The organism is Acinetobacter sp. WCHAc010052 (assembly GCF_002165295.2).
In the GTDB taxonomy this organism is placed as follows: domain Bacteria; phylum Pseudomonadota; class Gammaproteobacteria; order Pseudomonadales; family Moraxellaceae; genus Acinetobacter; species Acinetobacter chinensis.
Genome location: NZ_CP032143.1, coordinates 3329235 through 3344603 on the forward strand (window position 1 = coordinate 3329235; position 15369 = coordinate 3344603).

15 protein-coding genes are annotated in these 15369 nt (G+C 47.1%); 5 read left to right on the forward strand and 10 right to left on the reverse strand.

What is annotated here, in order from left to right; all coding sequences use genetic code 11:
* Entirely contained in the window at nt 1-1371 is a 1371-nt protein-coding gene (locus tag CDG61_RS16250) for a sigma-54-dependent transcriptional regulator (protein WP_416240720.1), read from the forward strand.
* Between the two features lie 9 nt (nt 1372-1380).
* Here the strand turns inward: CDG61_RS16250 and CDG61_RS16255 are convergent, their stop codons facing one another.
* The 4 genes from CDG61_RS16255 to lptF all read right to left on the reverse strand — a co-directional run bounded on the left by CDG61_RS16255 (nt 1381) and on the right by lptF (nt 6407).
* The gene (locus tag CDG61_RS16255) at nt 1381-2550 is read right to left on the reverse strand and encodes a S41 family peptidase (protein WP_087551516.1); all 1170 of its coding nucleotides are present in this window, start codon (nt 2548-2550) and stop codon (nt 1381-1383) included.
* A gap of 21 nt (nt 2551-2571) precedes the next feature.
* Complete coding sequence (gene gpmI, locus CDG61_RS16260; RefSeq protein ID WP_087551517.1) at nt 2572-4119, reverse strand: 2,3-bisphosphoglycerate-independent phosphoglycerate mutase; 1548 nt, start codon at nt 4117-4119, stop codon at nt 2572-2574.
* Between the two features lie 114 nt (nt 4120-4233).
* On the reverse strand, nt 4234-5304 hold the full coding sequence (gene lptG / locus CDG61_RS16265; RefSeq protein ID WP_087513570.1) for an LPS export ABC transporter permease LptG: 1071 nt from the start codon (nt 5302-5304) through the stop codon (nt 4234-4236).
* A gap of 2 nt (nt 5305-5306) precedes the next feature.
* Nucleotides 5307-6407, reverse strand: coding sequence for an LPS export ABC transporter permease LptF (gene lptF / locus CDG61_RS16270; protein WP_087551518.1), 1101 nt, complete (start codon nt 6405-6407; stop codon nt 5307-5309).
* Between the two features lie 160 nt (nt 6408-6567).
* On the opposite strand from lptF, the gene CDG61_RS16275 reads away from it, so the two are divergent.
* The 4 genes from CDG61_RS16275 to CDG61_RS16290 all read left to right on the forward strand — a co-directional run bounded on the left by CDG61_RS16275 (nt 6568) and on the right by CDG61_RS16290 (nt 9437).
* Nucleotides 6568-8016: a leucyl aminopeptidase gene (locus tag CDG61_RS16275; RefSeq protein WP_087551519.1), complete on the forward strand. Its 1449-nt coding sequence runs from the start codon at nt 6568-6570 to the stop codon at nt 8014-8016.
* Nucleotides 8009-8416, forward strand: coding sequence for a DNA polymerase III subunit chi (locus tag CDG61_RS16280; RefSeq protein ID WP_087551520.1), 408 nt, complete (start codon nt 8009-8011; stop codon nt 8414-8416). Before CDG61_RS16275 ends, CDG61_RS16280 begins: the two co-directional genes overlap by 8 nt.
* 42 nt (nt 8417-8458) lie before the next feature.
* Nucleotides 8459-9091 carry a hypothetical protein gene (locus CDG61_RS16285; protein WP_087551521.1) on the forward strand — a complete coding sequence of 211 codons (633 nt, stop codon included), beginning with the start codon at nt 8459-8461 and terminating at the stop codon, nt 9089-9091.
* A 139-nt stretch (nt 9092-9230) separates the two neighbouring features.
* Entirely contained in the window at nt 9231-9437 is a 207-nt protein-coding gene (locus CDG61_RS16290) for a hypothetical protein (RefSeq protein WP_087551522.1), read from the forward strand.
* A 59-nt stretch (nt 9438-9496) separates the two neighbouring features.
* Here CDG61_RS16290 and CDG61_RS16295 read toward each other — a convergent pair whose 3' ends face one another.
* The 6 genes from CDG61_RS16295 to CDG61_RS16320 form a co-directional block, all read right to left on the reverse strand.
* A complete protein-coding gene (locus CDG61_RS16295) occupies nt 9497-10042 on the reverse strand; it encodes a VTT domain-containing protein (protein ID WP_087513564.1) in 546 nt (181 codons plus the stop codon).
* Between the two features lie 108 nt (nt 10043-10150).
* Nucleotides 10151-10810, reverse strand: a complete 660-nt coding sequence (locus tag CDG61_RS16300) for a riboflavin synthase (RefSeq protein ID WP_087551523.1) — start codon at nt 10808-10810, stop codon at nt 10151-10153.
* A gap of 93 nt (nt 10811-10903) precedes the next feature.
* Entirely contained in the window at nt 10904-12208 is a 1305-nt protein-coding gene (locus CDG61_RS16305; RefSeq protein ID WP_087513563.1) for a DNA adenine methylase, read from the reverse strand.
* Nucleotides 12205-13293 carry a bifunctional diaminohydroxyphosphoribosylaminopyrimidine deaminase/5-amino-6-(5-phosphoribosylamino)uracil reductase RibD gene (gene ribD, locus CDG61_RS16310; protein ID WP_087551524.1) on the reverse strand — a complete coding sequence of 363 codons (1089 nt, stop codon included), beginning with the start codon at nt 13291-13293 and terminating at the stop codon, nt 12205-12207. Before ribD ends, CDG61_RS16305 begins: the two co-directional genes overlap by 4 nt.
* A 60-nt stretch (nt 13294-13353) precedes the next feature.
* Nucleotides 13354-13821: a transcriptional regulator NrdR gene (gene nrdR / locus CDG61_RS16315; RefSeq protein WP_087513561.1), complete on the reverse strand. Its 468-nt coding sequence runs from the start codon at nt 13819-13821 to the stop codon at nt 13354-13356.
* Between the two features lie 139 nt (nt 13822-13960).
* Nucleotides 13961-15349: an ammonium transporter gene (locus CDG61_RS16320; protein WP_087551525.1), complete on the reverse strand. Its 1389-nt coding sequence runs from the start codon at nt 15347-15349 to the stop codon at nt 13961-13963.
* Between the last annotated feature and the right edge of the window lie 20 nt (nt 15350-15369).

Here is a 15369-nt window from a genome sequence, read left to right on the forward strand (position 1 = left end):
ATGGAAATGACCCTTGCACGTATGGGGATTAAAACACACATCGCACACCGCCTTTCAGAGGCGAGACAACTGCTTTCAGAACATCAGTATGATGCCTGTCTGACGGATCTGAATCTGCCTGATGGCAATGGCCTGGAGCTGGTCAATCTGATCTCGCAGCATTTCCCACAGCTTCCAGTGGCAGTGTTGACTGCTTATGGAAATATGGAAATTGCGATCGCAGCACTGAAAGCCGGTGCCTTTGATTTTGTCAGTAAACCTGTCAATCAGAAGCACCTGGAACAGTTACTTGAAAAAGCACTGAACAAGCCTGTTGAAAAAAACAGTGTCCCTGAATCTGATCAGCTCGAACACCGTATGCTGATTGGTCAGTCACTGCCGATTCAGCATCTGCGTACAACACTGAAAAAAATTGCCCGCTCCCAGGCACCTGTGTTTATTACGGGTGAATCCGGTACGGGTAAAGAAGTTGTTGCCAATCTGATCCATCGGCTCAGTAACCGCTGTGAAGGCCCTTTTATTGCGATCAACTGCGGAGCGATTCCTGGTGATCTGATGGAAAGCGAACTGTTTGGCCACAAGAAAGGCAGTTTTACCGGTGCAACCCAGGACAAGCAAGGCTTAATCCAGTCTGCACATGGCGGCAGCCTGTTCCTCGACGAAATCGCTGAACTGCCTTTAAGCATGCAGGTCAAACTGTTACGTGCAGTTCAGGAAAAGCGGATACGCCCTATTGGCAGTGAAGCAGAAATTGATGTCGATTTCCGGGTGATCAGTGCCAGTCACCAGGATCTGGAAGAACTGGTTCAACAGGGCAGATTCCGCCAGGATTTATTTTTCCGTATTCACGTCATGGATCTGGTTCTGCCTGCACTGCGTGAACGTGGCAGTGATATTTTACTGCTGGCGCAGCACTTCATTCATAAAATCTGTAAAGAATGGGATATTGAAACCAAACCTCTGACTGAAAGAGCCCGCCAGTTCCTGCTTGAACAGTACTATCCGGGCAACGTCCGTGAACTTCGCAATATTATTGAACGTGCCATCACGCTCAGTGATGACAGCCAGATTGATCTTCAGCATTTACAGAGCGCGCCTTTACGTCAGTTCTCGGTAAAACCGCTGCAAAGCAGCAGTGAAACTGAAGAAACAGCACCTCAGACAGTCAGCGAACCTGTCGTTTCTTCCACACGGAAGTTACCCGAGGAAGGTCTGGAACTTCATCTGGAGAAGGTTGAAAAAGAAATTCTGATGAATGCTTTGAATCTGACCCACTGGAACAGAACACTGGCAGCAAAAAAACTGGGAATGTCTTTCCGTTCTTTGCGCTACCGCCTGAAAAAATTTGGGCTGGACAGCGACGAAGACTGATTTCTCAGTTTATTTACGGTTCACGAGCATCTCTGCAACATGATTAAGGTAAATATCTTCCTTGACATCCTGTTGCAGAGGATAGAGCTGATCAGGATAAATCCCTGTTCCTTCAATCATACGCCCACTAGGGGTGTAATAATGCGAAACCGTCATCTGTAAAGCAGCACCATTACTCAGTGGGAACAGCTTCTGTACCACTCCTTTGCCATAGCTTTTCTCACCAATCACCCAGGCACGTTTATGCTCTTTTAGAGCCGCAGTAAATACTTCAGCGGCTGATGCCGAACGGTTATTAATCAGAATACCGACTTTCAGATTCTGAAACTCAAATCCGGGTAATGCCTGAAACTGCTGATCACCTTCTGCGCGGCTTTTTGTAGAAACAATAATGCCCTGATTCAGAAATAGATCGGCTGTTTCCACTGCGGAAGACAACAGTCCACCTGGATTATTGCGCAGATCAAGCAATACGGCCTTTAACTTTGAACCACTGTGGGCTTCCACCAGATTTTTAATTTCATTGGCAGTCTCCTGCTTGAAGACTTTAACCCGCAGCACAAGAACCTGATTATGCAGAAGCTGCGACTGGATATCTGTTTCCAGTTTTTTATTGCGGACCAGGCTGATGGGTATGCTGTTCTGAGCCAGCTGAATACTTAAGGTTGAGCCAATAGAACCTGTCAGCAGGTTATTGACCTGATCATGATTGAGTTTTCTTAACTCATGGTCATCGACCTTGAAAACACTGACGCCATTACGCAGTCCCTGTCTTGAAGAATCGGCATCTTTCTTCAGCCCCTGGATCACCCATTGGTGCAGGGAACTGTCATACGCCAGTTCAAAATCGACAGAGGCAATATCGCCTTCGGTATACTGGAGCAGCTGTTTATAATCTTCTGGGGACAGATATCTGGAATAACGGTCCAGACCACCGACCAGACCTTTAATCGCCTGCTGAAACAGGGCATCGTCACTTTTTTCATTGACATAATTTTCTTTGACAATGCCGTAAATCTGTACAAACTGCTGAATAGGTTCAACAGGGACTTCATCATAAGTCCGTGTCTCGCCCTCATCAAAATCTGAGCCTGCTGCTGATGGAGCAGCAAAAGCGGAATGGTTCAGAAACATCAATAATGCTGTTAAAAGAACAACTGATTTTCCGTACTGAACCATTCATTCACCTTTTTAATTGATTTAGTTTTTTAAAGTAATCAGATTACGACCTTTCATTTCTTCAGGTACAGGAATCTGCATCAGGCTGAGCATTGTAGGTGCGACATCTGCCAGTACACCACCATCAGCAATCGTTGCAGAGGTTGGACCGACATAGATGAACGGCACCAGTTCAGTCGTATGCTGAGTGTGTACCTGACCGCTGACATAATCCTGCATCTGTTCCACATTACCATGATCGGCTGTGATCAGCATATGTCCTTTTTTTGCCATCACTGCTTCGTACAGGCGACCGAGACTGCTGTCCACTGTTTCAACAGCTTTCACCGCAGCATCAAAGACACCGGTATGCCCAACCATATCACCGTTGGCATAGTTCACTACCAACAGATCAAACTCACCGGAATTGATGGCATCTACAAGGTTATCGGTAACTTCAGGCGCACTCATTTCCGGTTGCAGGTCATAAGTCGCGACATTCGGAGATGGGATCAGGATCCGTTTTTCACCTGGATACTCATCTTCACGACCACCGCTGAAAAAGAATGTCACGTGGGCATATTTTTCAGTTTCAGCAATACGTAACTGAGTTTTCCCCAGCCCTGACAGATATTCACCGATTGAGTTTTTCAACCCTTCAGGCATATAAGCCACAGGCGCATCAATAGTTGCCTGATAACGGGTCAGCATGACAAATTTAGATAGCGCAGGCACAACTTTACGCTCAAAACCTGCAAAGTCTTTTTCTACAAAAGCTCTGGTGATTTCACGGGCACGGTCAGCACGGAAGTTCATAAAGACAACGCTGTCACCATCCGAAACTCTGGCAATGTCACCAATACGGGTTGCTTTCACAAATTCATCATTTTCACTGGCAGCATAAGCCTGTTCCAGACCTTCCACCGCAGTTGCTGCTGTACGGACAGCTTCACCTTCAGTCAGCAGACGGTAAGCCTGCTCAACACGATCCCAGCGGTTATCACGATCCATCGCAAAATAACGACCGATCATGGTGGCGATACGCCCCTGACCTGGATACTGTGCAAAGAGTGCATCCAGTTTCTCAAGTGATGGCTGTGCGCTGCGTGGCGGTGTATCACGACCGTCCAGAAACGCATGTAAATACACTGTTGCACCACGTTTCAATGCAAGCTCACACATCGCGACAATGTGGTCTTCATGTGAATGTACGCCACCCTGTGACAATAAACCCATGATATGCACTGCTCCGCCTGCTGCTTTGGCTTTTTCCACAGCATCAACCAGAACTTCATGCTCAAAAAAATCGCCGGTACGGATGTCTTTGGTAATACGGGTAAAATCCTGATACAGCACACGACCTGCGCCCAGGTTCATGTGACCTACTTCAGAGTTCCCCATCTGCCCATCTGGCAGACCCACATCTTCACCCGAACCTGAAATCAGACTATGCGGATGCTTTTCCTGCATCATGGTCAGATTAGGCGTTTTTGCCGCTAAAAACGCATTATCCTCGACCGCTTCACGATGACCCACACCATCCATAATCACCAGAACGTGAGGGATTTTGCCAGCAGTTGCATCCGTCATTATTTTCACTCTTTACTGTTTACAAATTAGTCTTATATCTTACCGAATTTTCGGTCAAGACTCCATGTTCTGCTGATGGTTAAAGCCTTTCAGCAGGATAGATTTCGCCTGTTACTATCTGGCCCGATGCAGTAAATAACCGCCACCAATGAACATCAGTACAATCGGTATAAACACAAACCACGCAGGCGACGGTGCATACACCAGACTTGCATAACCCAGGAAGTCCTGAAGATAGAAAAAAGTCAGCCCGATAAACAGTGCGATCACCAGTCTGAAGCCCATGGATTGCTGACGTAATGGTCCAAAAATAAATGAACAGGCAATCACCACCAGTGCAATCAGGGCAAAAGGACCGCCTACTTTTTTCCAGAAGGCTAACTGATAGGTTTTCGGCACCTGACTGTATTCATGCATATACTGCATAAAACTGACCAGCTGACTTGGCGACAGATCTTCTGGATCAAGGGTCACCATATGCACGTATTTCGGTTGCAGTGCCAGTGACAGTGGCATTTTTTCCATATGCTGAGCCACGGCATTACCTTCTTTCAGAATGTCCATCTGGCGGGTTTTCTGTAATTCCCAGCTGCCATCCTTAACAAAAGCACCCTGCTCTGCATTCAGCGTCCCTCTTAATCTGTAGTTATTATCAAAATCAATCACCTGGATATTATTCAGCTGCCCCTGGGCATTGGCATAATCAATATAGATAAAACGCTGACCTTCACGGGTCCAGTAACCACGGACTTCACCCAACTCTGCTGTTGTACGGTGTTTTTTTACACTTTTAGCAAGTTCACTGGTATGCGGAATCACCCATTCACTTAAAGCAAATGACAGCACCACCAGGATCAGTGCGGAACGGATGACCCAGCCCACAATACGCCACAGACTGACACCGGCAGAACGCATCACAATCAGCTCACTGTTGGATGCCATCGTCCCCAGCCCCAGCACTGCACCAATCAGTGCAGCAATAGGTAAAATCTCATACAGATAACCCGGTGCGCCCCACAGAACAAACTTCAGTGCCTCCCAGGCACCATAACCCTCTTTTAAAGAACCCAGCTCACCCAGATAGGTAAATAAAATCTGTAATCCGGACAGAATTGCGGTAGCACCCAGCATCGCCAGTGCCGTGGTTGAGGTCACATGACGTGCAATAATTCGACGTGCAAGCATAGTTAAGACCCCACTCGTTTTAATGTTTTCTTAATTTTAGGTGCCAGTTTCTGCTTTCTGGAAAAGAGCGCCGCAACAATACCATAAAACAGCAGAACTGCCGGATATGCCCAGATCCCGATTTCATCCTTACTGATCCTGATCTTAATCGCCATCAGCGCAACGATCAGGCTGGCAAAAATCAGTAATGCAGGAATCAGTTTCAGATAACGCCCCTGACGTGGACTGACTTCAGATAAAGCAACCGCAAGCAGTAATGCAACAAGCATGGAAAATGGTACAAATATCCGCCACCCGAGTTCAGCTGCAACGACAGGATCATCACTGGTTTTAAACAGTGTACTGATCGGTAGAGCTTCCACTTCACCGCTTTCAAATTTTGCTTTTTCGTCATTTTCCAGACGCAGTCTCCAGGTCTGAAATTCCATCTGAGTATATTTCAGCGTGTCTGGATCAATTTCATAGCGTCGCCCTTCCCGCAAATCCACCACACTGGCAGTATCACCAGTCATTTCAATACGGGTCGCTTCCCTGGCAAGAATCAGTTCATCAGGCTTGCCTTCATCCACAGCACGTCTGTAAAAGAAAATATCCTTCAGGTTTTTCTGGTCTTCAGACAGGCTGCCTGCATAAATGGTCAGTGGACCTGAAGAAATAAATTCTTTGGGTCTGACCAGATCAAAACCGGTACGAACCGCCTGATCTGTGATCAGCTTTTCATACTGACGCAGTCCCCAGGGTGAAATCCAGACCATCAGACAGGTCTGAACAGTCATGAAAATAACCGTCATGGGAACCAGTAAACGCCCCAGTCGGTTACGGCTGATACCACTGCTGTTCAGCACCGCCATTTCATGGTCAACATACAGCCGTCCGAACACCAGCATCAGACCAATAAAGAAACCTAATGGAAGAATCAGAGTCAGAAATTCCGGCAGTCGGTATCCGATAATATCCAGCAGAATTCCAGGATCAATACGCCCCATTGCAGCCCGTCCAAACTGCTTGATCAGCTGTCCACCCATCATGATCAGGATCAGTAAACCGATGACAACTAAGGAAGTCGATACAACCTGCCTGACCAGATAACGCCGAATAATCAAATTAATTCTTCCAGAAATAAGGGGAATAAAACTGGCATTAGTTTACCCGAATGTTGAAAATATAAAACCTATCGCTGCAATGCACATTGAAACCCTATTCATAGAAATGTTTCAATGGTTTAATGGTTTGCAAATTTTTAAAAGGCGCGGATAAAAACAGATGAAATTTACTATTAATACGTCATTCCAGGAGAATGCATCCACTCCGTATTTACTGATTCCTGTAGATGCTGATCAGGTTCAGGGTGTTTCTTCCTCATATAAAATCAATGATTTAAATTCTCTGATTGAAGCGACTCAGTTTAAAGCTGGCTTAAACGAAATTTTACCATTAATCGGAAAAATTAACGGTGCAGCAAATGCAGCACTTGTGGGTCTGGATAAAGTTACAGAACTTCAACCAGCAAGACTGGCAAAAATTGCACAGACCATCATCAAAGCAACACAAAAAAAATATGCTCAGATCAGTATTGACCTGAATGCACTGCCTGCTGAACATCATTATCTGTTTGTACTGAGTCTGACTCAGGCAGCTTATGCATTTGATGAATACAAATCCAAAAAAAATGAATTTGCACTGCAACAGATCAATCTGATTGCAACAGCCACTCCTTTGACAGCTGAGCAACTGACCCTGATTCAGGCGATTCAGTCTGGACAGAACCAGGCACGTGACCTGGGCAACCGCCCTGGTAACATCTGCTTCCCTGAATACCTGGCAGACCAGGCTGTGCAGCTTGCAGAAGAATATCCAGATCTCATCACAGTCACTGTGCTGGATGAGCAGCAGATGGCAGACCTGGGCATGAATGCCTTCCTTGCTGTCAGCAAAGGTTCTGACCGCCCTGGTCGCATCATCACCCTGGAATATAAAGCAAATGCTGAACAGCCACCTGTGGTACTGGTCGGTAAGGGCGTGACTTTTGATACGGGCGGTATTTCACTGAAACCAGGCGCTGGCATGGATGAAATGAAATTTGATATGTGCGGTGCAGCTTCCGTACTGGGCACCATGCGCGCACTTTGTGAAGCAAATCTGCCGATTCATGTGGTGGGTGCCATTGCTGCTGCTGAAAACATGCCATCAGGTCATGCAACCCGCCCAGGTGACATTGTCAGCACCATGAGCGGACAGACGGTGGAAATTTTAAATACTGATGCTGAAGGTCGCCTGGTTCTGTGTGACACACTGACTTATATCAAACGCTTCAACCCTGCTTTGGTGATTGATATTGCGACATTGACCGGTGCATGTGTGGTGGCTCTGGGTTCTGTCGTGTCAGGATTGTTTACACCGGATGATGAACTTGCAGCTGAACTGACTCAGGCAGGACAGAAGTCTTTTGACCGCGTATGGCGCATGCCGGTTCTGGACGACTACCAGGAACAGCTGGACTCACCTTTTGCAGACATTGCCAATATTGGTGGACCAAAAGCCGGTGCTGTTACAGCCGCCTGCTTCCTGCAGCGCTTTACCCGTGAATACCGCTGGGCACACCTTGATATTGCAGGGACTGCCTGGAATTCCGGCAGCAACAAAGGCGCCACTGGTCGTCCTGTTCCACTGTTAATGCAGTTCCTGTCTGACCGTGTTCAGTCCAATGGCTAAAGTCAGCTTTTATCTGTTTGAAAAAAGCAATGAACGGCAAGTGGAAAGCACTTGCCGTTTATGTCGGAAAATTCTGCGGAAATCTCAGCGGATCTGGTTACACTGCCCCACACAGGAACTTCAGCAGCAGCTGGATGATCTGTTGTGGAGTTTTGATACTGAAAGTTTTATTCCGCACGGGATTGATCAGCCACATGTCAGGGTCTGTATTTCTGCATCATTGCCTGAAGAAACCGACTGGATTGTGTTTAATTTTAACAATCAGGCACTTGAACAGTACGCCCGTTTTAGTCACATTATCGAGATTATTGAAAATAATGAACCGGCTAAACAGGCAGGTCGTGAAAAGTTCAAACAATACAGACGTTCCGGTATAGAGCCGAAAACCTTTAAACTTTAAAGATCAGATCAGAATACAACAGACTGAATAAGGAGAAATGCGGTGGCATTAAATGTCGGTCAGGATTTTAAACAGCGCTGGCTCGATGCGCCTGAAGCTGTACGTCAGGCATTTATTGATGACCTTCACCGCATCTGTGATGTCCTGCATCCAGAATCTGATATACAGAAATGGGTCGCATACGATCAACAGCAACAGCACCGTTCTGAGCAGAAAATAGAGCAGGCATACGCTGAACGCAAAGCCCAGCTGATTGAAGAAGCCCGCATACGCCGGCAGCAGGAACTGGAACGCTCACTTCAGGAAAAGCGTGATGAGCAAGCGGCTTATGCCAGACAGCTCCAGCAGGATGAGCAGCGCCAGTTCAATGAACAGGCACAGACACTGGCACTGATCAGACGCTCTCTCGATAATGAAATTCAGACCTATACAGCACGCTATCACAAAAACCCAGCCAATGGCGCGGTCAGTTTTGATAAAACCCGCCTGGCCGTATCAGACCATGAAATCCTCTCTGAACTGGAAAGCGTCAAACTACGGCTTGAACTGGAAGCAGAAAGCCTGATTGAACAGGCTGTCACTGTCTTCCGTGCCCGACTGCACAGTGCTGCTCAGGAAGAAATTGCTTTTATCCTGAAAAACTCCAGTCTCTCAGAAGATAAAAAGCAAAGCTGATCTCTTTTTCTTATAAAGCAGAATGAATCCGTGTCATCAAAATGAAATACAAATGTCACATGATGTTCATGCCCTTACTTTGAGTCTGTAAAAACAGGACGGGTATCAGGGCTTTCTCTGACTGAATAAGGAAGACATCATGGATATTCTGAACAGACTTTCAACACAGATTTCCGCATTAGCAACAGGTGAACAATGGATTGTCAGCGCTCAGGATCTGATGATCAGTCGTACTGACTTTCAATCACTTTCTGTTTATCTCTCACGTGAATCCCAGGGTGGCAGCTTTTCTGTTTCATCAACTGAGCAACGCGCCAACCCAACACTGACCGTCATCAAACACTGATATTCTCCTGATATTAAAAAAGCCCACTGTAATCAGTGGGCTTTTTTAACTGCTTCAGGTTAAAGCAACTCAATCAGGCTACCAAGCACATTTCCGAGCCCATAACCGACGGTCAGTAAACCACCGATCCAGACCACAGCACCCATCAGGTTATAAAACATAAATGTTGCAACATGCATGTGGGCAGCACCTGCGGCAAACGGTGCAAATGAACGGACAAAGGGAACAAACCGGGCAACCATAATGGTTTTTCCGCCATGCTTAGTGAAGTAGTGATTGGTCTTCACCATGTATTCGGGCTTAAAAAAACGGTTATAGCGGTTGAAAAACTTCAACCCCAGTATCTGCCCCGTATAATAATTGACAATATAACCAAGTACCGCAGCCGACAGCAGCAGAATACCCATATAGTGCAGATGGACCACATCTGTCGTTGAACACATCGCACCAATGGCGAGTAACAGACTGTCGCCCGGTAAAAAAAACATAAATACCGAGCCTGTTTCAGCAAAAATGATCAGAAACAGAATTGCATAAATCCAGATACCGTACTGATCCAGTAAAACAGGTAACCACTGATCCATATGCAGCATAAAATCAAGCATAATCAAAAATCCGATTGAAGCATTTCATCTGCATAAAATTAAAAACAGCCCCATAAAAACAAAAAACAGCCTGATTTTCAATCAGACTGTTCATTATTTTAATAATTTTTACTTCAGGAAGCCATTTTCAGCCAGGAAATCCATACTGATTTTTGACGGTTGTGTCACTTCAGCGGCTTTATCTCCCATCAACAGACGTTCGATATAGCGTGCCAGCACATCCACTTCCAGGTTGACTTTTGTTCCTGCTTTCCAGCTGCCGATATTGGTTCGTTCAGCCGTATGCGGTATCAGATTCAGACTGATCACACTGCCACGCAGATGGTTGATCGTCAGGCTGATGCCATCCACAGTCACCGAACCTTTCTCTGCCAGGTAACGTGCAATTTCTGCAGGTGCAGTCACTTCAAAATACAGTGAACGTGCATCTGAACGTACAACGGTAATTTCACCGACAGCATCAACATGGCCACTGACAATGTGTCCACCGAAACGTGTAGTCGGCAACATTGCCTTTTCCACATTAACCGCCTGTCCAGCTTTCCAGCTGCCCAGTGTGGAACGGTTCAGACTTTCCCTGGAGACATCTGCCGCATACCAGTTGCTGCCCCAGTCAATGACGGTCAGACAGATGCCGTTGGTCGCTATTGAGTCGCCCAGGTGTACATCGGACATATCCAGATCGGTCTGTATACGCAGGCGGATATCACCACCGACATTCTGCAGACTTTCCACTTTACCCAGACTTTCAACAATACCTGTAAACATAAACTGCCCTCTGCCCTTTCCATTTCACAGAAAGGAAATTTCTGAATTTATCCGTTTCACTCTGATCAAGCCATACGCTCAGTACAGCCGGTTTTACCACAGTGCCAGCTGTGTGCTGACGCCACTGGTATCCACACCGCCCAGCTCAGCAAAATGATAAAGCTGACCCAGCAACTGTCTTAATGGTGGTCCCGATTTCGCATGCGTATCTGTAATCACAATAAACTCAAGCACTCGTGCCCGTTCAGACTGACGCTGCTTACTGACTCTGTATCGTGGCACATCCTGAGTCAGCAGGGTCACACGACCACGTTCGAGGTTTGCTTTCAGCAGATCAGCTGCTTCAATATTACCATCAGTGGAATAACTGGTCAGAATAAAACGTGCATTAATGGTTGAAAGCAGTTTTTCATACGCTTCCTGTGCAAACCTGGACGAATTATAAGGGCTTGGGCGTTCTTTTCGCCATGCACGGTCAATACCACTTTTAAAACCCTTGGTATCCGGTGTTGGCAGGTCGACCTGATCCCACAGTGTCAGAGAGTTCAGCACATGATAATTACTACTGTATGCATGCTGATTATAAGGTGGATCAAGATAAGCCACATCCACTTCAAAGCCACTCATCTGACTGGCCAGATGCTGTGCATCCACACACCACATTTCAGCCATTGGATTTTTCTGCTGGTTTTCACCCACTTCACAGAAACGGCTTGGGGTCAGCCACAACAGTGACTCAATCCGCTCAAGTGCAGTCTGTGTTTTACCCCCCCACCCGTGATGGAAACTTTTAAATACACCACTGGTGTTACTGACAAAACTTGCCGAATAAAGTAATGGCGCAAGTAATGCACTCATTTCAACATCATCAATCGCACCCTGCGCCTGCCAGGTTGCGATCTGCTGACGGATCGCGTCGATACGCATCCCATTACGGCGTTTAAAAAACAGACGGTCTTTTGCAGGGTCATAGATTTCATCATTCCGTGGACACAAGTTATGTGTCACCCACCCTTTTACTTCAGGCAGACGGTTCAGATAATCAATGGCTTTCTGATAACCACCCAGCTCATTGAACGCAGGTGCTTCTGTACCTGCCAGAATGGCATGATTCAATGCATGACTATAGGGTTCCCAGTCATTGGCTATCACACGGTAGCCATTCTGACGGGCGAGTCGTGACACCACACCACTGCCTGCAAAGAAATCGGCAAAGATCGGGGCACGCTTCTTCCCTGTATGCAGGGTGCCTGTTATTTCAAGTGCTTCAAGAATCAGGTGCAGTAAACGACGCTTGTTGCCCAGATAAGGAACCAGCTGATGGAAAAGATATTCATCTGTCGTACGAGCGGCATGACGACGTTTGTGATAAACCGAAGAGGTTGACTCTGAATTCATACTGACTCTTGAAAAGGTATTAGTTTTAAGCGCACGTCATCACCCAGCTGTGTGACCTGTATCAGCTTAAACCTGAGCTGCTCTGCCATGCGGCTGAAATCCGCATTGAACATTGCACGTGCTGACTGACCTAAAAAGGTCGGTGCGACATAGCTGATCATTTCATCGACCTGTTTCTGCTGCAGAAAAGCCGTGGATAATGTTGCACCTGCTTCCACCAGCACATCATAGATCTGATACTCACGGACCAGCAGTGACAGCAGGCTTTCCAGTGACTGAATTTCCAGCTGGATGACACCCGCATCTGCCAGGTCCTGACGATAAGGGCCCATCACCATCAATGTTTCAGGATGTTCCATCAGTTTTGCATTGAATGGCAGACGTCCTTTACGGTCCAGCACAATCCGTACAGGCTGCACAACCGAAGATATATCTTCCACGGCATCAAGCGCACGTACATTTAACTGACAGTCATCAGCAAGCACAGTTTCAATGCCTGTGATCACCGCACCAGAAACTGCCCGCCAGTGCTGAACATCACTGCGCGCCTGTGCTCCTGTGATCCACTTTGACTCTCCTGAAGCCATCGCTGTACGACCATCCAGGCTTGAAGCAACCTTGAGCCGGACATACGGTCGTCCTGTCGCCATTGCTTTTAAGAAACCTTTATTCTGCTCCGCTGCCTGTTCTTCACAGACACCTGTCAGAACCTCTATACCCGCGTCACGCAAAATCTGTACGCCTTTACCTGCCACCAGTGGATTTGGATCTGAACAGGCAATCACAACTTTTGCCAGGCCGGCATTGACCAATGCTTTTGCGCAAGGCGGCGTACGCCCATAATGCGCACATGGCTCCAGTGTGACATAAGCCGTTGCACCACGTGCCAGCTCTCCTGCTTCACGCAGCGCAAACACCTCAGCATGTGAACCGCCGACCGGTGCAGTTGCACCACGCCCAACAATCACATGATCACGGACAATCACACAGCCCACAGCAGGATTAGGACGGGTTCGATAAATCGCTTTGCCTGCCTCAGCCACAGCCTGAAGCATCCACAACTGATCCTGACTCAGCTCAGACATAATAATCCTGATCAAAAATATAAGAAGATGGGGGCTGTTTCTTTAAAATCACGCTGACAATTAATCCTGGACACCACGGTGGTGCTGCATCTGTTCAATCTGCCTGCGGAAGGCTTCAACATCCTGAAAATCCTGATAAACCGATGCAAAACGTACATAAGCCACATGATCCAGGGCAAACAGTGACTGCATGACAATCTCACCAATGGTACGTGAACGGACATCACGCTCTCCAAGACGGCGGATCTGTAACTGAATATCGCTCAGCACCGTTTCAATCTGCTCCTGAGTCACAGGTCTTTTCTGCAAGGCATGCATCAGTGAACGGCGTAACTTTGCCTCATCAAACGGTTCATTTTTACCATCTGACTTGGTCACACGGGGCATGACCACTTCATAGCTTTCAAAGGTGGTAAATCGTTCACCACAGCTCGTACATTCACGGCGTCGACGGATCTGGCAGCCTTCAGCCGCCAGACGGGAGTCAATCACTTTACTGTCTGCTGCGTTGCAAAATGGACAATGCATAGCGGTTTAATTGAACAAATTGTACTGAACTCAGAGTGTAGCAAAAATAATGTATTTTGTAGAGACTTTCGCTGGATATGGAAAAAAAACAGCCCCGAAGGACTGTTTTACACAATATATTGATAATACTTTTCAGCTTTTATTCTACACGTTCACCATGCTGACTTAAGTCCAGACCCATACGCTCATCATCAGGTGTCACACGGATACCAATAATCAGATCAATCACTTTCAGAATAATAAATGTCAGGACTGCTGAGTAAGCAATCGTTGCAAGAACACCTTCAACCTGTACCCATAACTGATGAGCAACACTGACCGGTGCTTTATCGCCCATAATAAATTCACTGGCAAAGAACGCTGTCAGGATTGCCCCGACTATACCGCCTACGCCATGCAGACCAAATGCATCCAGTGAATCGTCGGCTTTGAGTATGCGTTTCAGTGCAGAAATACCCCAGAAACAGACCACACCACCGATCAGACCCATTGCTAGTGCACCACCGACAGTAACAAAACCGGCTGCTGGCGTAATCACCACCAGACCTGCAACTGCACCAGAAGCCGCACCCAACACAGAAGCTTTACCACGGATCACTTTTTCAGTGATCAACCAGGAAATTGCAGCAGCGGCAGCAGCAACCTGAGTCACAATCATGGCATAGGCAGCAGAACCATTTGCACCCAGTGCAGAACCACCGTTAAATCCAAACCAGCCAACCCAGACCAGACTTGCACCCAGTACAGTCAGTGTCAGATTGTGAGGTGCCATGGATTCACGTCCAAGTCCAATACGTTTGCCCAGCATATAAGCTGCGACCAGACCTGCCACACCCGAGTTGATGTGAACCACGGTACCACCAGCAAAGTCCAGTGCGCCATCGCTGCCTAACCAGCCGCCACCCCATACCCAGTGTGTGATCGGGGCATAGACAACCACAACCCAGACTGCAATAAAGGCAACAAAAGCACTGAATTTCATACGTTCGGCAATTGAACCACTGATAATCGCAACCGTGATAATGGCAAACGTCATCTGGAATACAACAAAGAGAATTTCAGGAATAGTGCCTGTCAGTGCGTCAGTCGTAATACCGGACAGCATGACTTTGTCCAGGCTACCGATAAAGGCATTGCCCTGACCGAAGGCAAGAGAGTAACCAATCACGATCCAGGCAATACTTACCACTGCTGCGGCAACAAAACTGTGTGACATGGTACTGAGAACGTTTTTCTTACGAACCATACCACCGTAGAACAATGCCAGACCTGGGATGGTCATCAGCAGCACAAGTGCTGTAGAAATCAGAATCCAGGCAGTATCACCTGTATCAAGAGTGGGTGCTTCTTCTGCGGGTGCCTGTTCAGCAGCAGCCGGAACAGCAACTGGCTGTACGTCAGTTACAGTTGTTTCAACGACCACTGCATCAGCAGTAGAAGCCGGTGTCGTAACCGCTTCTTCAGCCCATGCAACAGAACCACCTAATAATGCGCCGGACAGACTCAGCGCGAAAAGCATTTTTTTCATTCGTATCCCCCAACCTGTTT